The organism is Dechloromonas sp. HYN0024 (genome assembly GCF_003441615.1).
GTDB lineage: Bacteria > Pseudomonadota > Gammaproteobacteria > Burkholderiales > Rhodocyclaceae > Azonexus.
This window is the reverse complement of sequence record NZ_CP031842.1, coordinates 2514647-2534963: the sequence shown is the minus strand read 5'-3', so window position 1 is coordinate 2534963 and position 20317 is coordinate 2514647. Positions and strand designations below refer to the sequence as shown.

General features: G+C 62.0%; 16 protein-coding genes and 1 pseudogene. 12 read left to right on the top strand and 5 right to left on the bottom strand.

Features of this window, described 5'->3' with window-relative positions; genetic code table 11:
- The first annotated feature begins 106 nt into the window (after positions 1–106).
- The 4 genes and pseudogenes from HYN24_RS16365 to HYN24_RS12105 all read left to right on the top strand — a co-directional run bounded on the left by HYN24_RS16365 (position 107) and on the right by HYN24_RS12105 (position 4427).
- Positions 107–1899, top strand: a pseudogene (locus HYN24_RS16365) (putative bifunctional diguanylate cyclase/phosphodiesterase).
- A 61-nt stretch (positions 1900–1960) separates the two neighbouring features.
- Positions 1961–2827, top strand: coding sequence for an NAD(P)-dependent oxidoreductase (locus HYN24_RS12115; RefSeq protein WP_117609487.1), 867 nt, complete (start codon positions 1961–1963; stop codon positions 2825–2827).
- The gene (locus tag HYN24_RS12110) at positions 2824–3678 is read left to right on the top strand and encodes an NAD(P)-dependent oxidoreductase (protein WP_117609486.1); all 855 of its coding nucleotides are present in this window, start codon (positions 2824–2826) and stop codon (positions 3676–3678) included. Before HYN24_RS12115 ends, HYN24_RS12110 begins: the two co-directional genes overlap by 4 nt.
- Entirely contained in the window at positions 3675–4427 is a 753-nt protein-coding gene (locus tag HYN24_RS12105; protein ID WP_117609485.1) for a flagellar brake protein, read from the top strand. Before HYN24_RS12110 ends, HYN24_RS12105 begins: the two co-directional genes overlap by 4 nt.
- Before the next feature lie 42 nt (positions 4428–4469).
- On the opposite strand, the gene dmeF is transcribed toward HYN24_RS12105, so the two are convergent.
- Genes dmeF through mtnA form a run of 3 tightly spaced genes read right to left on the bottom strand, consistent with a single transcriptional unit; the run spans position 4470 to position 7133 of the window.
- Positions 4470–5426, bottom strand: coding sequence for a CDF family Co(II)/Ni(II) efflux transporter DmeF (gene dmeF, locus HYN24_RS12100; protein WP_117609484.1), 957 nt, complete (start codon positions 5424–5426; stop codon positions 4470–4472).
- Positions 5423–6052: a class II aldolase/adducin family protein gene (locus HYN24_RS12095; RefSeq protein WP_117609483.1), complete on the bottom strand. Its 630-nt coding sequence runs from the start codon at positions 6050–6052 to the stop codon at positions 5423–5425. Before HYN24_RS12095 ends, dmeF begins: the two co-directional genes overlap by 4 nt.
- Positions 6045–7133 (bottom strand): S-methyl-5-thioribose-1-phosphate isomerase, encoded by a 1089-nt coding sequence (gene mtnA / locus HYN24_RS12090; protein ID WP_117609482.1) that lies wholly within the window; start codon positions 7131–7133, stop codon positions 6045–6047. Before mtnA ends, HYN24_RS12095 begins: the two co-directional genes overlap by 8 nt.
- 49 nt (positions 7134–7182) lie before the next feature.
- Between mtnA and HYN24_RS12085 the strand changes: the two genes are divergently transcribed.
- Positions 7183–8340, top strand: a complete 1158-nt coding sequence (locus HYN24_RS12085) for a pyridoxal phosphate-dependent aminotransferase (protein WP_117609481.1) — start codon at positions 7183–7185, stop codon at positions 8338–8340.
- 83 nt (positions 8341–8423) lie between these two features.
- Positions 8424–8849, top strand: a complete 426-nt coding sequence (gene mscL, locus HYN24_RS12080; protein ID WP_117609480.1) for a large conductance mechanosensitive channel protein MscL — start codon at positions 8424–8426, stop codon at positions 8847–8849.
- A gap of 85 nt (positions 8850–8934) precedes the next feature.
- Here mscL and HYN24_RS12075 read toward each other — a convergent pair whose 3' ends face one another.
- Both HYN24_RS12075 and glnE read right to left on the bottom strand, forming a co-directional pair.
- Positions 8935–9333: a GFA family protein gene (locus HYN24_RS12075; protein ID WP_117609479.1), complete on the bottom strand. Its 399-nt coding sequence runs from the start codon at positions 9331–9333 to the stop codon at positions 8935–8937.
- Between the two features lie 186 nt (positions 9334–9519).
- On the bottom strand, positions 9520–12216 hold the full coding sequence (glnE, locus tag HYN24_RS12070; RefSeq protein ID WP_117609478.1) for a bifunctional [glutamate--ammonia ligase]-adenylyl-L-tyrosine phosphorylase/[glutamate--ammonia-ligase] adenylyltransferase: 2697 nt from the start codon (positions 12214–12216) through the stop codon (positions 9520–9522).
- A 100-nt stretch (positions 12217–12316) separates the two neighbouring features.
- On the opposite strand from glnE, the gene HYN24_RS12065 reads away from it, so the two are divergent.
- The 6 genes from HYN24_RS12065 to aroG all read left to right on the top strand — a co-directional run bounded on the left by HYN24_RS12065 (position 12317) and on the right by aroG (position 20281).
- Positions 12317–15334, top strand: coding sequence for a YhdP family protein (locus HYN24_RS12065; protein WP_117609477.1), 3018 nt, complete (start codon positions 12317–12319; stop codon positions 15332–15334).
- A gap of 29 nt (positions 15335–15363) precedes the next feature.
- Complete coding sequence (locus tag HYN24_RS12060) at positions 15364–16200, top strand: YhdP family protein (protein WP_162888722.1); 837 nt, start codon at positions 15364–15366, stop codon at positions 16198–16200.
- A gap of 17 nt (positions 16201–16217) precedes the next feature.
- Positions 16218–17006, top strand: a complete 789-nt coding sequence (locus tag HYN24_RS12055; protein ID WP_205421492.1) for a carbon-nitrogen hydrolase family protein — start codon at positions 16218–16220, stop codon at positions 17004–17006.
- Positions 17007–17014: 8 nt separating this feature from the next.
- Complete coding sequence (gene tldD / locus HYN24_RS12050) at positions 17015–18460, top strand: metalloprotease TldD (protein ID WP_117609475.1); 1446 nt, start codon at positions 17015–17017, stop codon at positions 18458–18460.
- Positions 18461–18488: 28 nt separating this feature from the next.
- The gene (locus HYN24_RS12045; RefSeq protein ID WP_240327667.1) at positions 18489–19121 is read left to right on the top strand and encodes a cytochrome c; all 633 of its coding nucleotides are present in this window, start codon (positions 18489–18491) and stop codon (positions 19119–19121) included.
- Positions 19122–19189: 68 nt separating this feature from the next.
- Positions 19190–20281, top strand: coding sequence for a 3-deoxy-7-phosphoheptulonate synthase AroG (gene aroG, locus HYN24_RS12040; protein ID WP_371413212.1), 1092 nt, complete (start codon positions 19190–19192; stop codon positions 20279–20281).
- Positions 20282–20317 lie beyond the last annotated feature (36 nt).

Below are 20317 nucleotides of genomic sequence, written 5' to 3'. Positions count from 1 at the left end.
CTTTTTCGCCCTGGCGGCGATTGCCCTGATCTGGTGCTCCCTCGGCCTCGATTGGTGGTCGGTCAGTCGTCTCGCAGACGCCGGCGACTCGCCCTCTTCTTCGGTGATGGACTCCCCGTCCTGGGGCGGGGTGCTGCTGGCGACCGGTTTTTCCATGACAGTCCTGGTCATTGAAGGCTGTCGCCTGCTTTTCCGCATCCGCGACCAGGCCTCCCGTCAGCATGTCCTGCAACGGCAAATCATCGACCATGCGGCCGAGGCGATCATCCTGACCGATGGTGCGCAGCGCATACTGTCAGTCAATGTCGCTTTCGAACAAACGACCGGCTATGCGGCTAAGGACGTCGTGGGTTTGACGCCCACCATGCTTAGTGCAGGGCATCCCGGCCTGAGCTTTCACCGCAACATCTGGGACCAGGTTGCCGAATGCGGGTACTGGGAAGGCGAGGTCTGGGATCGGCGCAAGGATGGTGCGCTCTATCCCAAGCAGATGCGCATTACGACCATCCGCGATGGCGCGGGGCTGGCCACCCACTTCATTGCCAGCTTCACCAACATCAGTGAAGCCAAGGCCCAGGCAGATCGCTTTGATTACCTGGCCAATCATGATCAGCTGACCAATCTGCCGAACCGTCTGGCGCTCGATGGCCATCTGCATAATCTGCTTGCCAGCGCTGTGCCCGGCATCAATCGCATGGCCCTGGTGATCATCGATCTGGATAACTTCAAGACGGTCAACGATTCCCTTGGCCACCATGCCGGTGATCGCTTGCTGGCTGAGGTTGCGCGCCGCTTGGGGAGTGAGATGGACAGGACCAAGCGCCTGTTTCGCCTCGGCGGCGACGAGTTCGTGGTGGTGATTGATCAGCTCGACAACGAAGCTGCCGTCGTCTGTCTGGTTGACCGGCTGGTGCGGGCTACCGGCCAGCCCTGTGACATTGACGGCCATCTCCTGCACAGTACCCTGTCGGTCGGCATCAGCCTGTATCCGGAAGATGGCAGGGATGGTCTGGCCCTGATCCGCAATGCCGATGCCGCGATGTATGCTGCCAAGGCCGGCGGGCGCAACAATTACCAGTTCTTCGCTGACTCGATGAATGTCGCTGCCAACAAGCGCCTCCACCTGGAAAGCGAGCTGTGGCGAGCCCTGGCCGAAAATCAGCTGGTGCTTCACTACCAGCCGCAAATTGATCTCCTTAGCGGTGAGGTTGTCGGTGTCGAGGCGCTGGTGCGTTGGTCCCACCCCTTGCGCGGGATGATCGCGCCGGCCGAATTCATCCCCGTGGCCGAAGAGTGTGGCCTGATCCTCCCCTTGGACACTGGGTGTTGCTGACCGCCTGCCGGCAGGTCCGGTCCTGGCTTGATACCGGTATCGACATGGGGGAAATGGCGGTCAATATTTCGGCCCACCAGTTCAGGCAGCCGGATTTTGTGTCGACGGTAAAGGCCGTCCTGGCCGAAACCGGTCTGCCACCTCAGCGGCTGGAACTCGAGATTACCGAAAGCACGGTGATGCAGGGCGTTGATGCGGCGATCGAAACGCTGGCCGAACTGAAGTCCATGGGGGTTCGTCTGGCGATTGACGATTTCGGCACGGGCTATTCGTCGCTTGCCTACCTGCGTCGCTTCCCGCTTGATCGTTTGAAGATAGACCGTTCTTTCCTGGCTGACGTCGAAACCGATGTTGATGCGGCGGCACTGGTCACCTCGATCGTCATGCTTGGTCGCTCGCTCGGTCTGCAATTGGTCGCCGAAGGCGTCGAGAACTTTGCCCAGGCTGAATTCCTGCGGACACTCGAATGCGAGCGTGTGCAGGGCTTCCACTTTTACCAGCCGGTATCCGCTGAAGAGGTGGTAGCCTGTGGTCGATATGAAGAATGCATTCCGCTGGCTGCCTGAAACGACTTGACCCTGGGGCGTCGGCGGCTAGAATTCCAAGCTTTGCGGCAAGGAGCTCAGTATGAAAATCGGATTTATCGGCCTTGGCATCATGGGGCGCCCGATGGCCCTCAACCTGATCAAGGGGGGCCATGCCGTTACCGTCTGGGCGCGCCGCGTCGAATCCATGCTGCCGCTGCTCGATGCCGGGGCGACGGCCGCCGCCAGCCCGGCTGAAGCGGCCCGGGGCAATCAACTGGTTATTTCAATGGTCGCCGATGCGCCTGATGTGGCCGAGGTCATGCGCGGCGTGTCCAGCGCCGCCGAGGCTGGCCTGGTCGCTGTCGACATGAGCACCATCGCGCCGGCCGCGGCCCGCAAAATTGGTGAGGAACTGGCGGCAGCCGCCGTCGATTTCGTCGATGCTCCGGTATCCGGTGGCGAAGTCGGTGCCATCGCTGGCACCCTGTCGATCATGGCGGGTGGTTCCGAAGCGGCCTTTGCCAGGGCGAAGCCGGCTTTCGAGTGCATGGGCAAGAACATTGTTCACGTTGGTGCCAGCGGGGCCGGGCAGGTCACCAAGGCGGCCAACCAGATCGTCACCGGCATGGGCGTGCTGGCGGTGGCTGAAGCCTTCGCCTTTGCCGCCAAGAACGGGGTCGATCGCAGCAAGGTGCGCGAAGCGCTGCTCGGGGGCTTCGCCTATTCGAAGATTCTCGAAAATCACGGTCAGCGCATGCTCGACCGTAATTTCAAACCGGGTTTCAAGAGCTGGATGCACGAAAAGGATCTGAATATCGTCATGCAAACGGCGCATGAACTTGGCCTCTGCCTGCCGGGGTCGGCGGCGACGGCGCAGATGTTCAATGCCATGGTTGGTTCGGGTATGGGCGAAGAAGACTCGATTGCCGTCCTCAAGTTGCTTGAACATCTGTCGGGACAGGCATGAGAGTAGGTTTTATCGGCCTCGGCGCGATGGGGCGGCCAATGGCCCTCCATGTGCACCGTGCCGGCCATGAACTGGCCGTCTGGGCGCGTCGCCCGCAAAGTCTGGTCGATCTGCCGGCGCATGTTTGCGCCACGCCGGCCGAGTTGGGGCGTTACTGCGAGGTGGTATTTACCGTGGTTACCTCCAGTTCCGATGTCGAAGGCGTCGTGCTCGGTGCGCACGGGCTTCGCGATGGCATGGTTCCCGGATCGGTGCTGGTCGACTGTTCGACCATCGCACCCGATATGGCGCGCCATATTGCGGGTCAACTGGCCGAGAAAGGCATTCACTTCATTGACGCCCCGGTCTCCGGAGGCGAGCAGGGGGCCATCGACGCCACGCTGGCCATCATGGCCGGGGGTGAGGCCGCTGTGCTGGCGCGCATCCGGCCTTTGCTTGCGTGTCTTGGCCAGCGCATCGTCCACATTGGCCCGAATGGTGCCGGGCAGGTGGCCAAGGCCTGCAACCAGATGATCATGGTCGCCGCCATTGAAGCGGCAGCCGAAGCGATGCGCCTGGCCGCCGGAGCCGGTGTCGATTGCGCCAAGGTCAGACAGGCGCTAGCCGGTGGCTCGGCCGCCTCGCGGGTGCTCGACGTCATGGGCGAGCGTATGGTTCGGCGCGACTTCTCGGCGGGCATCGAAGCCCGCCTGCATCACAAGGATTTCGGACTGGTGCTCGCGGCGGCGCGGCAAAGCGGTGTGCCGCTACCGCTTGCGGCGGTCATCGCTCAGCAACTGAACGCCCTGATGGCCCAGGGCTGGGGGCAGGACGACACGTCTTCACTGTTGCGCGTACTGGAGCAGGCATGAGCCAGCTGGCCCAGCTTTCCGAAGCGGAAATCGAAGAGCGCTTCCACATCACCGGTTCGCGCCCGGTCGCCTTTCTGCTGGCAGGTTATGTCCGGACCAGCGATCAGTTCTCGGTATCGTTCGGCGATGGCGAGGAAATGATGCTCACTACCTTGCTGGCCGTTCAGCCGGAAAGAAACCTGTTTGTTTTCGATTGCAGCGGTAGCGATGACATCAATCGTCGTTTCCAGCAGGGCAATCGTCACGTGTTTGCCGGGCGTCCCGGTGGTATTCATGTACAGTTCGCCACCGGACGTGCAGCGGAAACGATTCTTGGCGGTGGCAAGGCTTTTTCGGCGGCTTTGCCGGACCATATCGTCCGCCTCCAGCGGCGCGACGCCTTTCGCATCGAAACGCCGATAGGGCGGCCACTGCAGTTCTTCGGCCGTCTCCTTGATGGTCGCCTGGTCAATCTGCAGGCCCATGATATCTCGGTGGCCGGCATGGGCATGACGGCAACGAACTTGCCCGAAGGGCTGGTTGTCGGGGCGCGCCTGGAAGGTTGCCACTTTGCCCTGCCGGACGACGCGCACGAGCTTTTTTTCAGTGCCACGGTGTGCCACGTGACCCCCATGGTTGGCCGGACGGGTCTGCAGCAATGGCGGATCGGCCTGCATTTCGAGAACATGCCGGCGGTTGAGGAAAACCGCATTCAGCGCTATATCGCCCGTATCGAGCGGGAACGGCATGAACTCCTGGCGAGTCGTTAGCCGCGAGTTCTAGCTAAAAGGCCAGCGACGACCAGCAAGCGACTAACAGACGTCGCAGCGGTGGATTTCCACGGTGACATGGACAATTTCGCCGTGCACCGCCAGTGCTTGCCGGATCTGTAACGGGGTCAGCGTCTGGTCGTGCGTCAGCAGGCTGAGCGCGCAGGCGTAGGCGCCGGTACCGACGCGCCAGACGTGCAGGTCGGTAAGCTGGGTCTGGCCGGTAACGGGTAGCTGGTCGATGACTTCGCGGATTTCATTGACCACCGGGTGATCCATTTCGCGGTCGAGCAGGACGCGGCCGCTTTGTACGATCAGATTTTTCGCCCACAGCGCGACTAGTAAGGCGCCGACGATGCCGGTGGCCGGATCGAGCCAGGCCCACCCGTAGAGCCAGCCGCCAGCCAGGGCGGCGATGGCGAGGACCGAGGTGGCGGCATCGGTGATGACGTGGATGTAGGCCGCCTTGAGGTTGAGATCGTGGTGATGGTCGTGTTCATGGGGGTGATCATGACCATGATGGTGGCCGTGATCATGGGCATTGCCGAGAATGAAGGCGCAAATCAGGTTGATCGCCAGGCCGAAGACGGCGACGGCCATGGCCTCGGCGTAGTGGATTTCCTGCGGGTCCCAGAGGCGTTCAAGCGAGCCGAAAATCATCGCCGCCGCGACGCCGAGCAGGAAGATGGCGCTGGTGTAGCTGGCCAGCACCTCGATTTTCCAGGTGCCAAAGGCGAAGCTCGGGTCGCTGGCGTATTTGCGGGCGGCGCGGTAGGCGAAAGCAGAGAGGCCGATGGCCAGTGCGTGCGAACTCATGTGCCAGCCATCGGCCAGGACCGCCATTGAGTTGTACCACCAGCCGGCGATGATCTCGACCAGCATGGTGGCGATGGTGATCCAGGTGACGAGGCGGGTACCGCGTTCGGCCGCAGCGTTGCCGGCGCCATAGCGGTGGTCGTGCGCCCAGCGCGACAGGTCATGGTCCTTGGTTACAGTCATTGTTGGCCGTAGCCTGTGAATTTTTCCAGTACGGCAGCCATTTCTGCCGCCGATAGCAGGGCCGGCTGACCAAGCTGGCAGGCGCGCCAGTATTGTTCGCAGAGTTCTTCCAGTTCGACAGCCAGGGAAAACGCTTCGCCTAGATCACGTCCGGCGACGAGCAGCCCGTGGTTGGCCAGCAAGCAGGCCTGACGGTCGCTCATTGCATCAATGGCGTTGGTCGACAGGGCTTGCGAACCGAAAATGGCGTACTCGGCGCAACGGATGGTGTCGCCACCGAAGCGGGCAATCATGTAGTGAAAGGGCGGAATGTCGAGACGCAGGCAGGCCAGGCTGACGGCGAAGGGCGAGTGGGCGTGAAGTACGGCGCCGACATCCGGCCGGCTGGCATAGAGGTCGCGGTGGAAGCGCCATTCGGACGACGGTTTGCGGCTACCGATGTGCGATCCATCGAGCGCCATGCAGGGGATATCGTCGTCACACAGGCGGTCGTAGCTCATGCCGGTGGGCGTGATGTAAAAGCCGTCGCCATGCCGCACGCTGACATTGCCCGAGGTGCCGCGATTGAGGCCGGCCGGTTGCATGGCGCGAGCCGTGGCAATCAGTTCGCTGCGTAGATCAGCCATGGTTTTCCTCCGGGTAAAGCGTCAGCAGGCCGTCGCGGCTGGCCGGGCAGACGCCGCGCTCGGTGATGATGGCCTTGACCAGCCAGTTCGGAGTCACGTCAAAGGCCGGGTTGGCGACATCTTCCCGGGCCGCCAGTTGGCGCAAGGCTGACGGCTGGCCGTGGCGGTCGAGGCCATGGACGAGCCGGAACTCATCGCCGTCGCGTTCCTCGATGGGAATGTCGGCGCCATCGGCGCAGGCGAAATCGAGGGTCGAGCGCGGCGCGGCGACATAGAAGGGAATGCCGTTGTCGGCACAGGCCAGTGCCTTGAGGTAGGTGCCCACCTTGTTGGCTACATCGCCATTGGCGGCAATGCGGTCGGCCCCGACGATCACCGCATCGACCTTGCCGGACCGCATGAGCAGGCCGGCGGCGTTGTCGGCGATGAGGGTGTGCGGCACGCCGTGCTGTTCGAGTTCCCAGGCGGTAAGCAGGCCCTGGTTGCGCGGCCGGGTCTCCGAGACCCAGACATGCACCGGCACGCCGGCGTCGTGCGCGGCATAGACCGGCGAGAGGGCGGTGCCCCAGTCGACCGTTGCCAGCCAGCCGGCGTTGCAGTGGGTCATCACATTGAGGGTCTTGCCATCGGCAATGATCAACTCGTTCCACAGCTTGAGACCGTGCTGGCCGATGGCGGCGTTCTGGGCGACATCCTCCTCGGCAATGGCGGCGGCCTCGGTCCAGGCTGCCCGGCCGCGCTGATCGGCGGCCAGCGGCCGGAGTACGCTTTCCATGCGGGCCAGTGCCCAATGCAGGTTGACGGCGGTCGGGCGGGTTGATCGTAGCAACGCGGCGGCGTCGGCCAGCCGGGCGTCGTCAGCCCCGTCGCCAAGGGCGATAGCCAGCCCGTAAGCGGCGGTTGCGCCGATCAGCGGTGCGCCGCGCACCTGCATGGCGCGAATGGCATGGGCCGCCTCGTCCAGCGTTGCGACCCGAACCCAGTGCAGGGCGTGGGGCAGACGGGTCTGGTCAATGATGTCGATGACGCGCTGTTTGGGGTGGGCGCGCAGGGTGCGGGTGGGGGTGCCGTCGATGTTCATGGGGTCGCATTGTGGCATAGTGGCGCGATCCAGAACTACCGGAAATGCCATGCAAACACCGATCCAGATCGACTCCCGCTTTCCCCATATGACGACCACGATTTTCACAGTGATGTCGAAAATGGCCGCCGAGTGCCGGGCGGTCAACCTGTCGCAGGGCTTCCCTGATTTTCAGGCTGAGCCGGCGCTGTTCGATGCGGTGCATCGTCACATGCTGGCCGGGCGCAACCAGTACGCGCCGATGGCCGGCATGCCGGAGTTGCGTCAGGCCATTGCCGACAAGGTGGCGGCGCTTTATGGCGTGCGTTTCGATGCCGAAGCCGAGGTCACCGTCACGGCCGGGGCGACGCAGGCCATTTTTACGGCCATCGCGGCTTTCGTCCGGCCCGGTGACGAGGTGATCGTCTTCGAGCCGGTCTATGATTCCTATGTGCCGGCCATCGAAACGGTCGGCGGCAAGGCGGTCTTTGCCCAATTGACCTTCCCCGATTACGCGCCGGACTGGCGGCAGGTGGCGAAACTCATCACGCCGCAGACGCGGATGATCATCGTCAACTCGCCCCATAACCCGACCGGTAGCCTGTTCTCGGCGGACGACCGGGAACAGCTGGCCAATTTGGTCTCCGGTAGCAACATCGTCGTGCTCTCCGACGAGGTGTACGAGCACATCCTGTTCGACGGTGAAGTCCACGCCAGCCTGTGCGCTCATCCCGAACTGGCAGCGCGCAGCATCATTGTCTCCAGCTTCGGCAAGACCTATCACATCACAGGCTGGAAAATCGGCTATGTCGTCGGTCCGGCTGCGCTCATGGCCGAATTCCGCAAGGTGCACCAGTTCAATGTCTTTACCGTGCATACCCCGTCACAACTGGCACTCGCCGAGTACATGCAGGATGCCCAGCGCCATCTCAGGCTGGCTGCCTTCTATCAGGAAAAACGCAATTTCTTTCGAAGCCTGATGGTGGCAACCCCCTTCGAATTGCTGCCCTGCCGTGGCACCTATTTCCAGCTGGCACGCTATGACCGGATTTCTGATCTGCCCGACCGCGCCTTTGCCGAATGGATGACGCGCGAAATCGGGGTTGCTGTCATCCCGGTTTCGGTGTTTTATGCCGATGGTCGGGATGACAAGGTGGTTCGCTTCTGCTTCGCCAAACAGGAAGCAACCTTGCGGGCGGCTGCCGAGCGCCTTTGTAAAGGCTTGTAAAACCAGACAAAAATTACTTGACGCTGTTTGCTGCCAGGGCAAATAATCGCCGACTTATAATCACCATCAACAGAGGAAAAAACATGGGAATGATTCAGGAATTCAAGGAGTTTGCCGTCAAGGGCAATGCAATGGATCTGGCTGTCGGTGTCATCATCGGTGGCGCCTTCGGCAAGATTGTCGATTCCATCGTCGGCGACCTGATCATGCCACTGGTCAGCCGCATCGTTGGCAAGCTCGATTTCTCCAACCTGTTCGTCGTCCTCGGTGATAACCCGAATAATCTGGCCACCCTGGCCGATCTCAAGAAGGCGGGCATCGCCGTCTTCGCCTACGGCTCCTTCCTGACCATCCTGGTCAACTTCGTCATTCTTGCCTTCATCATCTTCATGATGGTCAAGCAGATGAACCGCCTGCGCAACGAGGCGCCGGCAGCCCCGGCCGAAGCGCCGCCGACGCCGGAAGATATTGCCCTGCTGCGCGAGATTCGTGATTCGCTGAAGAAGTAATTCGGCAAAAGCAAAAAAGCCGCCCTCGGGCGGCTTTTCTTTTTGAGGGATGGCAGGAACTTGCCCTCGCCATCGGTCAACGACTCTATCCCGGCATGCGCTCGAAGGGCGCAACACCCTCGGGAATCATGTGGAATGCCTGCTGGTCGACGGTAAATATCGCGACTTTGGGGGTAAAGAGCGTGGGGTCATCCATGGTCCCGACCTTGACTGCCATCAGGCCGCCAGGGATCTCGGTGCCGATTGCCGTGCCACAGGTCGGACAAAACCGGCGCGTGACCGCATTCGGAACATCGCTGCGCGTAAAAGCCGCAGGATTTCCCTTCGTGTATTGAACACTACCGAGCGGCAGGGCGATGAAGGTGTTTGGCTCGCCGCCGGTAATGTACTGACATTCCCGGCAGTGACATTGCCCTTCCAGGATGGGCTCGCCTTCGGCGCGATAACGTACGCTGCCACAGTAACAACCGCCTTCGAATTTCATGATGTCTCCTTTTGTGTGAAGTGAGCGCCACCCCGGGGTGCGCGTCCTAAAACCGGGTTGCCGTATCGGTTATGTACCTACTTCGGCCATGGTTGGCGGATTAATTATCACCCGTAGTCAGATTGTTAATCGACATCTAAACCAAAATCTAAATTTGCGGCACTAGAGGATTATTGATTGCTTTGACTATTCGGAGAAAACCGCCTTCCAGAGCTGGCTGACTGCGGCGATGTGCTTTTCGACTTCGTCACGGGGGATCGGGGCCTTGGGGTCAGCGGAAAGGCGCTTGGCGTGCTGTAGGCGGCGGTATTCGCGATAGGCGTTACCGACGGCTTCGCCTTGCGCCGGGTTGATCAGCCCGAGTTCGCCGGCCATGCGGAGCAGGGCGATATTGCCGAGATTGCCGGTCAGGCTGGCGTGCTGGTGCGAATAGCCGAGGATCAGATACTGGACGATGAACTCGACATCAATGATGCCGCCCGGGTCGTGCTTGAGGCCAAAGCCGGTTTCGCTCTTCGAGGCATGGGCGTCCACCATTTTCTGGCGCATGGCGACGACGTCAGCCTTCAACAGGGCAAGGTCGCGCGGCTGGCGCAGGATTTCGCAGCGGATTTCCTCGAAACGCCGCCCGACGGTGGGGTCGCCGGCGCAGAAGCGGGCGCGGGTCAGGGCCTGATGTTCCCAGGTCCAGGCTTTTTTCAGTTCGTAGTCGCGGAAGGCGTCGACCGATACGGCCAGTAGGCCAGAGTCGCCGTTCGGGCGTAGACGCAGGTCGGTCTCGAAGAGGATGCCGGCCGGGGTCTGACTCGATAGCCAGGTGTTGAGGCGCTGACCGAGGCGGGCGTAATTCTCCTCGGCATCGCTGGCGTCGTCGTCGAAGAGATAGACGAGGTCAAGGTCAGAAGCGTAGCCGAGTTCCTTGCCGCCCATTTTGCCGTAGCCGATGACGGCGAATTTGGGCGTCTCGCAATGCCGCTTCTTGATCGTTTTCCAGCACAGCGGCAGGGTTTCCTGGACGATGGTGTCGGCCAGTTCAGTGAGGTGGTCGGAAAGGTGTTCGATGGTCTGCAGACCGGCCAGATCCTGAGCCAGCAGACGGAATACCTGGGCATGGTGCATTTCGCGCAGGATATCCATTTCCCGTTCGGTGTCGTCGGCGTGCTGGGCCAGGTTGTCGCGCAGGATTTCGCGGAAGCCTGCCCAGTCGGTGGCGATTTCGTAGAGGCGCGGGTCAAGCAGTTCGTCGAGCAGCAGGGGGTGGCGGTTGAGGTAATCGGCGGCCCAACTCGAGGCGCACATCATGTCGGCGACGCGACGCAGGGCCATCGGGTACTGCTGGAGCAGTGCCAGATAGGCACCGCGCCGGGCGATGCCTTCAAGAAAAGCGAGGCCGCGAGCCAGTGTCGTATCGGGTGCTGGCGTCGCACCGGCGGCCTCGATCAGGCGGGGAGCAACGGCGTCCAGACGGGCCCGGTTGGTCGCCGGCAGTTGCAGGTAGCGGCTGGCAGCGCGCAGTTCGGCCAGGCGGGTAATGGCCTCTTTGGGGTGGCGGTAACCGAGGTTGCCGAAGGCTTCGATAGCTGTGTCCTCGTCGAGCTGTCCTTGCCACAGTCCGGTCAGCGGATGTTCCCCTGCCTCCGGATCGGAGAAAATGGCACCAAAGTGGCGGCTGACTTTTTCGCGATGTTCGTCAAGCACCGCCAGCATCGCTGGCCAGTCGGGAAAATCCATGCTGGTGGCGATATTCAGACGACTTTGAGGGTCAACCGGCAGCATGTGGGTCTGCTTGTCTTCGACATATTGCAGCCGGTGTTCGAGACGGCGCAGGAAGACATAGGCCTCGCGCAGTTCCTGCTCGGTGTCGGCGGGAATCAGTTTGCGTTCAGCCAGGAGCTTGAGGACGGGCAGGGTCGGCCGGATCTGCAGTCCGAGGTCGCGGCCGCCGCGTATGAGCTGGAAAACCTGGGCCATGAACTCGATTTCGCGGATACCGCCGGGGCCGAGTTTGACGTGGTCGGCCATGTCCTTGCGCACCACTTCGCGGCTGATCTGGGCATGCAGGTCGCGCATGGCGTTGATGGCCCCGAAATCGAGATACTTGCGGAAGACGAAGGGGCGGGCCACGGCCTGCATGGCGCTGACCCATTCCGGCTGCAGGTTGCTGCCGGCGTTCATGGTGCGTCCCTTGATCCAGGCGTACCTTTCCCACTCCCGACCTTGGGTGATGAAGTAGCTTTCCAGCCCGTCGAGCGAGCAGACCAGCGGGCCGGAGTCGCCGTTCGGGCGCAGGCGCATGTCGACGCGGAAAACCTGTCCATCGGCGGTAATGTCGCCGAGGGCGCCAATAATCCGCTTGCCGAGACGGGTGAAGAAATCGAAGTTCTCGATACTCTTTGGCCCGGCGGTATCGCCATCTTCGGGGTAAACAAAGATGTAATCGACATCGGACGACACGTTCAACTCGCGTCCGCCCAGTTTGCCCATGCCGACGACCATCAGGCGCTGCGGCTGGCCGGCCTTGTCGAGCGGCTCGCCATAGGAGGCGACGAGCTGGCGGTGGTAGTAGTCGAGGGCAAAGTTGGTGGTTACGTCGGCGAGCAGGGTCATGCCCTCGACGATTTCGGCCAGCGGAGCGAGGCCGCCCAGGTCGCGCAGGGCGAAATGCGCCATGGCGCGGTGGCGCAGACGGCGCAGCGTGGACCTGACCGCTTCGTCATTGGCAAATTCCTGTTGCAGCGGGGCGAGCAGCATGGCCTCGGTCAGCGGTTGCTGCCAGCTGGCCTCCAGTTCGGGAATCAGGGCCGGGTGCGCCTGGAGCAAATTGGCCAGGTAACGGCTGTGGTGGATGGCAGATTGCCAGCGGGAATCGAGCGTGTTGTCCATGATGATCAGTCGGCAGCTTGGCCGAAAAGGTAGAATGTCATTTTTATTCAGTAACTGATTGTAGTGATCTATTCCCCTTCCTGGCAAAACGGTTTGACGCGTGCGTGATCTGGATGCGCGAAACTCTCCGGTGATTCCATCCGATCTGCGCGTTGCCCTGTACCACCGTCTGCATTGGCTGTGGCCTCTGCTCGCCGGACGTCCCGTCCGGCTGCTCGGCTGGACGCTGTTCGGCGCATGGTTGTTATTTGCTGCCCTGATCCTGACCCTGCGCTATGTCGTGCTGCCCAAAATTGGCGACTACCAGAGCCAGATCGAGCAGGCGGCGACGCAGGCGGTTGGACAGGCCGTCAAAATTGGCCGCATCGAGGCCCGCTGGCAAGGCCTGAATCCCGATCTGGTGCTCGACGACGTGGTCATCGCCGACCGCTCCGGGGGCTCGGCTTTCTCGCTGGCCCGCGTCGAAGGCGTACTGTCCTGGCAGTCCCTGTGGCGCTTGCGGCCAACCCTGGCCTTGCTCGTTTTCGATGGCCCGGTGCTGCATGTCCGGCGCGACGCCAATGGCAAGATCACGGTGGCCGGTGTCGATACCGAGGGGGATAGCGACTCGGGTTTTGCCGAATGGGTGCTCCAGCAAAAGCGCATTCGTATCCACAATGCAACGATTGTTTGGGATGACAGGCTGCGCAAGGCGCCGCCGCTGGTTCTCGAAGATTTGCAACTGGCGCTCGACAACAGTGGTCGCCGGCATCGCTTTGGCTTGTCGGCGGCACCACCCGATGCGTTGGCCGCCCGCGTCGATATTCGCGGGGAAGTGCAGGGCGATCTGGGCGAGGCGCTGGACCGCTTGTCCGGGCGTGTTTTTGTCGAACTGGCCTATGCCGATCTGGCCGGCTGGCGACCCTGGGTCGATTATCCCGTTCTCCTGCCGCAAGGGCGGGGTGCCTTGCGGATCTGGGGCGACCTCGACGATGGGGCCGGCAAGCTGACGGCCGATGTGGCCCTTGAGGAGCTGCGTATCCGTCTTGGCCGCAAACCGCCCGAACTTGATCTGGCCAGCATGCGCGGGCGCCTCGAAGGCAGTTACAAGAGCGATGCCTGGGCCGTCGCCGGTCATCAGGTCGAATTGCAGACGCAGGCCGGTCTGCGCGTGGCGCCGACTGACTTCAAGGTGGAATGGCGACAGGATGCCAAAACCGGCTTGGTCAACGGTAATTCAAGCGCCAGCTTTCTCGACCTTGGGGTGCTCGGTCGCCTGGCGGCCCATTTGCCGCTCGATCCCCATAGTCGCGATCTGCTGACACGGCATCGCCCGCAGGGCAGAATTTCCGAATTGAAGGCCAGCTGGGTGCTCGATGACGAGACCCTGAAGCGCTACAGCCTGAAGGCCGGTTTCCGCGACATGGGCCTCGTCGCCGACCGATATTTTCCCGGTGGGGCGGGCATTTCCGGCCGTGTCGATCTGACCGAAAAAGGGGGGGAGCTGGTCATCGATTCAACGACCTCCAGCCTGTCGCTGCCGGCCATCTTTCCCGAGCCGGATATCGCCCTCGATGCCCTGGCCGTCAAGGCCAGCTGGAAGGCCAGCCCGCAAGCGGTTGACGTCAAGCTGTCCCGGCTTGAATTCGCCGGACCGGACGCGGCCGGTTCAGCCCAGGGGACGTATCGGTTCACCGGCGAAGGGCCGGGTGAAATCGATCTGACGGCCAGTGTCGAGCGTGGCGAAGGGCGCGCCGTCTGGCGCTACATGCCGCATGCGGTCAATGCCGTCGCCCGTAACTGGATTCGCCGCGGCATCGTGGCTGGCCGTGGCTATGACGGCAAGCTGATCCTCAGGGGCAATCTGAAAGACTTTCCCTTCCGGGATGGCAAGGGTGGCAAGTTCATCGTGACCGCCAAGGCGACCGGCGCGAAGGTCGATTACGCGGATGGTTGGCCGGTGATTGACGATATCGATGCCGACATGACCTTCGATACCGGCATGAAGATTGTCGCCAGCAAGGGGCGCATCCTCGGTGCCTCGCTGGCTGATGTGAAGGTCGATATTCCCGATTTCGAGTCGCACGAGGAGATGCTGCTGGTGCGCGGCGTCGCCCAAGGGCCGACCAGCGAGTTCCTGCGTTTCATCGAGCAGAGCCCGGTGGCCGAAACCATCGACCACTTTACCGATGGCATGAAGGCAGGTGGCAGCGGCAGTCTGAATCTTGAACTCGATATTCCGCTGCGTCATGCCCTCGATACCAGGATGCGCGGCGACTATCGCTTTCAGAATAACCAGTTGCAGCCAGTGGCGGGTCTGCCGCCGCTGACCCAGGTCAATGGTCGCCTGTTGCTGACGGAAAGCACGGTGAGTGCTCAGGACATCACGGGCCAGGTCTTTGGCGGCCCGCTCAAGGTGAACGTGAAAAATGCCGGTGACAGGATTGGCGTTGTCGCCACTGGGACTGCCGCGATCGGAGAAGTCAGCAAGTACTTTGGCTGGCCCCTGATCAATCACCTGAGCGGACGGGCCGGCTGGCGGGCCGACATCAATATCCGCCGGCGCAACGCAGATGTCCTCATCGAGTCGGATTTGCTCGGGATCAGTTCGCCCCTCCCCGAGCCGTTGAACAAGAACGCCACCATGCCGCTTCCCTTGCGCATCGTCCGGTCCACGCCGGATGCCCAGCGTGAGCAATACCGGATTACCTTGGGCAAAGTTGCCCAGGGCCTGGTCGTCAACCGGCTGGGCAATTGGGAGCGCGGCGTGCTGGCGGTTGGCGACGCCGAGCCGCGGTTGCCGGAGAAAGGGCTGGCCGTCCGTGTCTCGGTGCCGCGCATCGATGCCGATGCCTGGAAGAACTTCCTGCCGGAAGGAACCGGCGGGGCCGATGGCGGTGGTCTGGCGCTCAGCGTTGTGACGCTGAAGACGCCCCAGTTGCACCTCATGGATCGAGATTACAACCAGGTCGATGTCAGCCTCCGCCCGCGTGATGGCGGCTGGCAGATCGGTTTTAATACCCGCGAGGCAGTTGGCGATGTCTTCTGGAACAGTGCCGGGGCGGGTTGGGTCGAGGGAAATTTCAAGCGTCTGGTGGTTCGCCCGCTCGCCGAGGGGGCGATGGCGCTTCGTCGCTGATCAATACCCTGCCCGGCATGAGTTTATCGGTGGATGATTTCTATCTGGGCGACAAGGCGTTGGGCAGACTCGAGCTAAAGGCCCGTAACGACAAGGGAGCGTGGTATCTCGACAACCTGAATCTGGAAAATCCGGATGGTGGCCTGAAGGGTAAAGGCGTCTGGGTCAATACCGGCCGCCATCAGACCCGGCTCGATTTCGAGCTGAACGCCAAGGATGCCGGCAAACTGCTCGGCCGGCTCGGTTACGCCGACTCGGTGCGGCGCGGCAAGGCTAAATTGGTTGGCGACCTGCAATGGAGCGGTCCGTTGACCGGTATCCACTATCCGACCCTGACCGGCCAGCTCACCGTGGAGGCGGAAAAGGGGCAGTTCAACAAGCTTGAGCCGGGGGTTGGCAAGTTGCTTGGCCTGATCTCGCTGCAATCCTTGCCGCGTCGGCTGACCCTCGATTTCCGGGATGTTTTCAGTGATGGTCTGGCCTTCGATAGCATTGAAGGCAAGCTGTCGGTCCGCAAGGGGGTCATGCGCACGAATGAGCCGCTGCGTATATTTGGCCCGGCGGTCCAGATCGAAATGCAGGGTGAAACCGACTTGCGAGCCGAAACCCAGGACATGCAGGTGGTCGTTCGGCCTGAGCTCGGCGGGCTGGCTGCCGTTGGTGCGGCGGCATTGGTTAACCCGGTGGTCGGGGCGGCCGCCTTGGTTGCCAATACGGTCCTGCAAAAACCGCTCAATCGTCTCTTCAGCTACCGATATCATGTGACCGGTACCTGGGCCGATCCCCAGGTCGACAAAGTCGGTGGTCTGACTGCACCGGCCGTCAAACCGGAAGAGGAGAGTCCACCCGTGGAAAGCAAACCGTGACCAAGCAAAACTGTCGAATGGCTGGCGTGCAGATGATTTCCGGGCCGCGCGTCGCGGATAATCTGGTGACCGCAGGCCGCTTGATTGATGAGGCGGTCAGTCAGGGGGCGCAACTGGTCGCGCTGCCCGAGTATTTTCCCATCATCGGTGCCGCCGATGCCGACCGTGTGCGCGCCCGCGAGGACTTCGGTACCGGCCCGATCCAGTCCTGGCTGGCTGAAACCGCGCAGCGGCATGGCATCTGGCTTTTTGCCGGGTCGATCCCGCTGGCAGCCAGCAGTCCGGACAAGATGCGCAACGCCAGCCTGGTCTTCAATCCGGCAGGTGAATGCGTCAAACGCTACGACAAGATACATCTGTTCGGTTTCAGAAAAGGCGATGAAACCTACGACGAGGCTGGCTTTATCGAGGCGGGCGATCAACCCGTTGCGGTCGATACGCCCTTCGGCTCGATTGCCTTGTCGATCTGCTATGACCTGCGCTTTCCCGAGCTTTACCGTGCCCTGGCACCGGTCGACCTGATCCTCGTGCCGGCCGCCTTCACTGAAACCACCGGACGCGCGCATTGGGAAATCCTGCTGCGTGCCCGGGCCATCGAGAACCAGTGCTATCTTCTCGCTATTGGTCAGGGTGGTCGCCATGAGAATGGCCGCATGACGCACGGCAACAGCATGATCATCGATCCCTGGGGCGAAATTCTCGACCGCAAGCAGAAGGGGCCGGGCGTCGTCATTGCCGACCTCGATCACCAGCGTATCGCCGATATTCGCGAGAGCCTGCCGGCGCTCGCTCACCGCAAACTTTAAGGATTTTCATGATGCAAAACAGCGCGCTGGCCCAGGCCGAATCCCTGCTGCTGGCCCCCTTCTCGCTCAGCGAGGGTGACCTGTCGCGGACCTTTGGCCAGATCCTCACGCATCAGGTCGATTACGCCGATCTCTATTTCCAGTATTCGCGTTCCGAGGCTTGGAGTCTCGATGAGGGCATCGTCAAGTCGGGCAGCTTCAGCATCGACCAGGGGGTTGGTGTGCGCGCCCTGGCCGGCGAAAAGACAGCTTTTGCCTACTCCGACGACATCAGTTCGCGGGCGCTCGGCGATGCTGCCAACGCCGTGCGGGCGATTGGTTCGTCGGGCCAGAATGCCCGCTTTGGGCAGTTTGTCCGGTCCACTGCTGCGCATTCGCTATACGTCCCGCACGACCCCATCGCCTCCCTGCCGGCCGATGCCAAGGTCAAGTTGCTCGAGCGCCTCGAAGGCTTTGCCCGGGCGCTCGATCCGCGTGTCCTGCAAGTCATGGCCTCGCTCGCCGGCGAGTACGAAGTGGTCCTCGTTGCCGGCTCGGATGGCCGTCTCGCTGCCGACATCCGGCCGCTCGTGCGCTGCTCGATCTCGGTCATCATCGAAGAAAACGGCAAGCGTGAGCAGGGCTCCTCGGGTGGCGGCGGCCGTTTCGACTTTGGCTATTTTGACGACGAAATCCTCCAGCAGTATGCGCGCGAGGCCGTCCATCAGGCGGTGGTCAATCTGCACGCCGATCCTGCCCCGGCTGGTCAGATGACCGTTGTGCTCGGTTCTGGCTGGCCCGGTATCCTGTTGCACGAAGCAGTCGGCCACGGTCTCGAAGGCGACTTCAACCGCAAAGGGAGCTCGGCCTTCAGTGGCCGGGTTGGTCAGCGGGTCGCGGCCAAGGGCGTCACCGTCATCGACGATGGCACCATCGCCGACCGCCGTGGCTCGCTCAATATCGACGACGAAGGCAATACCACCCAACGTACCGTGCTGATCGAGGACGGCATTCTCAAGGGCTACCTGCAGGACAGCCTGAATGCCCGCCTCATGGGTGTTGCACCGACTGGCAACGGGCGGCGCGAATCTTTCGCCCACCTGCCCATTCCGCGCATGACCAACACCATGATGCTGGCCGGCCAGCATGACCCGCAGGAAATCATCCAGTCGGTCAAGAAGGGTATTTACGCCGCCAATTTCGGTGGTGGCCAGGTTGATATCACCAGTGGCAAGTTCGTTTTTTCGATGAGCGAGGCTTATCTGATCGAGGATGGCAAGGTGACCCGCCCGATCAAGGGGGCCACGCTGATCGGCAATGGCCCGGATGCGCTGACCCGGGTTTCGATGATCGGCAACGACCTCAAACTCGATCCGGGTGTCGGTACCTGCGGCAAGGATGGCCAGAGTGTCCCCGTTGGCGTCGGCCAGCCGACCTTGCGCATTGATGGACTGACGGTAGGCGGTACTGCATAATAAGTAGCTACTTTGTGGGGGTAATTTGATGCGTGCATTTTTGGTTCTTGTGGGCTGTCTGGTAGCCGCTTCGGCTTTTGCTCAATCGCTGCCGACGCCGAGCCCGGCGCAGGATCGCCTGAAGGCGCTGAGTGGCGACCCGGTGGCGCTGCGCGCAGCGGTCGACGCCGGCAAGAAGGCCACGTTCTTTTGTGCCAATTGCCATGGCGATGACGGTATCAGCAAGACCCCCGACGTGCCCAATCTGGCGGGGCAGAATCCGGCCTACCTGCTTGAGCAGATTCGCAAATTTGGTGCCGGCGAGCGCAAGGATGCCTTCATGCAGGGCCTGATCAAGGTGCTCAAGGATGAAGAGCGGGTTCAGGTTGCTACCTACTTTGCCAGCCTGCCGGTTCGCCCGTCGGCCGCCGATGCAGCCCAGGTGGCCAAGGGCAAGGTCTTGTTCGAGCGTCTTTGTGTCCGTTGCCACGGCGAGCAGGCTCGCGGCAATGAAGCCATCGCCCGCTTGGCCGGCCAGAAGCTGCCCTACCTGCAGACAACGATCACCCGATATCGCGACCGGACCGGTGTGCGCAACAACCAGTTGATGAGCATTGCCACGGCGGGGCTGAAGAACGAAGAGATTTTGGCCCTGGCCAATTACCTGACGCAGCTACCCTGATCGGTGTCTGGGGGCGTCCCGCGACAAGCGGGCGTCCGGTAGAATGCGGAGTTTTCAAGCATTCCTGAATGGGCCTGACCATGACGCCGCAAAGCAAACCGAATACCGACGATCTGCGCATCAAGGAAATCAAGGAGCTAGTACCGCCGGCCCATGTTTTCCGCGAATATCCGGTGTCTACCCGCGCCGCCCAGACGACCTATGCGGCCCGGCAAGCCATTCACCGTGTGCTGCATGGTGCTGACGACCGCCTGCTGGTGGTCATCGGCCCCTGCTCGATTCACGACTACGAACTGGCCATCGACTACGCGAAGAAACTGGCCAAGGAAGCCGAAAAGTACGCCGACGACCTCATTGTCGTCATGCGCGTCTATTTCGAGAAGCCGCGCACCACGGTCGGCTGGAAAGGACTGATCAACGATCCGCGCATGGACAACACCTTCCGCATCAACGAAGGCCTGCGCCTGGCCCGCCGCATCCTGCTCGAGATCAACGAGCTTGATCTGCCCTGCGCCACTGAATTCCTCGACACCATCACGCCGCAATACACGGCCGACCTGATTTCCTGGGGGGCGATCGGCGCGCGCACCACCGAGTCACAAGTGCATCGCGAGCTGGCATCGGGTCTGTCCTGTCCGGTCGGTTTCAAGAACGGCACGGATGGCAACATGCGCATCGCGGTCGATGCCATTCGTTCGGCCAATTCGCCGCACCACTTCCTGTCGGTTACCAAGTCCGGCCACACCGCGATTGTGTCGACCGTGGGCAACGAAGACTGCCATGTCATTCTGCGCGGCGGCAAGGAGCCGAATTACGATGCGCCCAGCGTCGAAGCGGCCTGCACCGAAATCGCCAAGTCCGGCCTTGCGGCCCGGCTGATGGTCGATTTCTCGCATGGCAACAGCCGCAAGCAATACAAGTTGCAGATGGAAGTCTGCGACAGCGTCGCCGCCCAGCTGGCTGGTGGCGAGGACCGTATCGTCGGGGTCATGGTCGAATCGCATCTGGTCGAGGGACGTCAGGATATTTCCCCGGACAAGCCGCTTGTTTACGGCCAGAGCGTCACCGATGCCTGTATCAACTGGGAAGACAGTGTGACCGTACTGGACCGCCTGGCTGCGGCCGTGCGTGCCCGCCGGGTAGCTGAAGCGGCTGAGTAGCGAGCCCGGAAAGGCCAAAAGAAAAGGGCTTGCTGA

What these genes read in the sequence shown, in the direction of transcription:
- HYN24_RS12045 (WP_240327667.1), top strand. Translation starts at nt 18,489, where the DNA reads ATGCGTGCATTTTTGGTTCTTGTGGGCTGTCTGGTAGCCGCTTCGGCT.
- HYN24_RS12075 (WP_117609479.1), bottom strand. Translation starts at nt 9,333, where the DNA reads ATGAAATTCGAAGGCGGTTGTTACTGTGGCAGCGTACGTTATCGCGCC.
- HYN24_RS12055 (WP_205421492.1), top strand. Translation starts at nt 16,218, where the DNA reads ATGGCTGGCGTGCAGATGATTTCCGGGCCGCGCGTCGCGGATAATCTG.
- HYN24_RS12110 (WP_117609486.1), top strand. Translation starts at nt 2,824, where the DNA reads ATGAGAGTAGGTTTTATCGGCCTCGGCGCGATGGGGCGGCCAATGGCC.
- glnE (WP_117609478.1), bottom strand. Translation starts at nt 12,216, where the DNA reads ATGGACAACACGCTCGATTCCCGCTGGCAATCTGCCATCCACCACAGC.
- HYN24_RS12095 (WP_117609483.1), bottom strand. Translation starts at nt 6,052, where the DNA reads ATGGCTGATCTACGCAGCGAACTGATTGCCACGGCTCGCGCCATGCAA.
- dmeF (WP_117609484.1), bottom strand. Translation starts at nt 5,426, where the DNA reads ATGACTGTAACCAAGGACCATGACCTGTCGCGCTGGGCGCACGACCAC.
- HYN24_RS12085 (WP_117609481.1), top strand. Translation starts at nt 7,183, where the DNA reads ATGCAAACACCGATCCAGATCGACTCCCGCTTTCCCCATATGACGACC.
- HYN24_RS12105 (WP_117609485.1), top strand. Translation starts at nt 3,675, where the DNA reads ATGAGCCAGCTGGCCCAGCTTTCCGAAGCGGAAATCGAAGAGCGCTTC.
- tldD (WP_117609475.1), top strand. Translation starts at nt 17,015, where the DNA reads ATGATGCAAAACAGCGCGCTGGCCCAGGCCGAATCCCTGCTGCTGGCC.
- mtnA (WP_117609482.1), bottom strand. Translation starts at nt 7,133, where the DNA reads ATGAACATCGACGGCACCCCCACCCGCACCCTGCGCGCCCACCCCAAA.
- aroG (WP_371413212.1), top strand. Translation starts at nt 19,190, where the DNA reads ATGGGCCTGACCATGACGCCGCAAAGCAAACCGAATACCGACGATCTG.
- HYN24_RS12115 (WP_117609487.1), top strand. Translation starts at nt 1,961, where the DNA reads ATGAAAATCGGATTTATCGGCCTTGGCATCATGGGGCGCCCGATGGCC.
- mscL (WP_117609480.1), top strand. Translation starts at nt 8,424, where the DNA reads ATGGGAATGATTCAGGAATTCAAGGAGTTTGCCGTCAAGGGCAATGCA.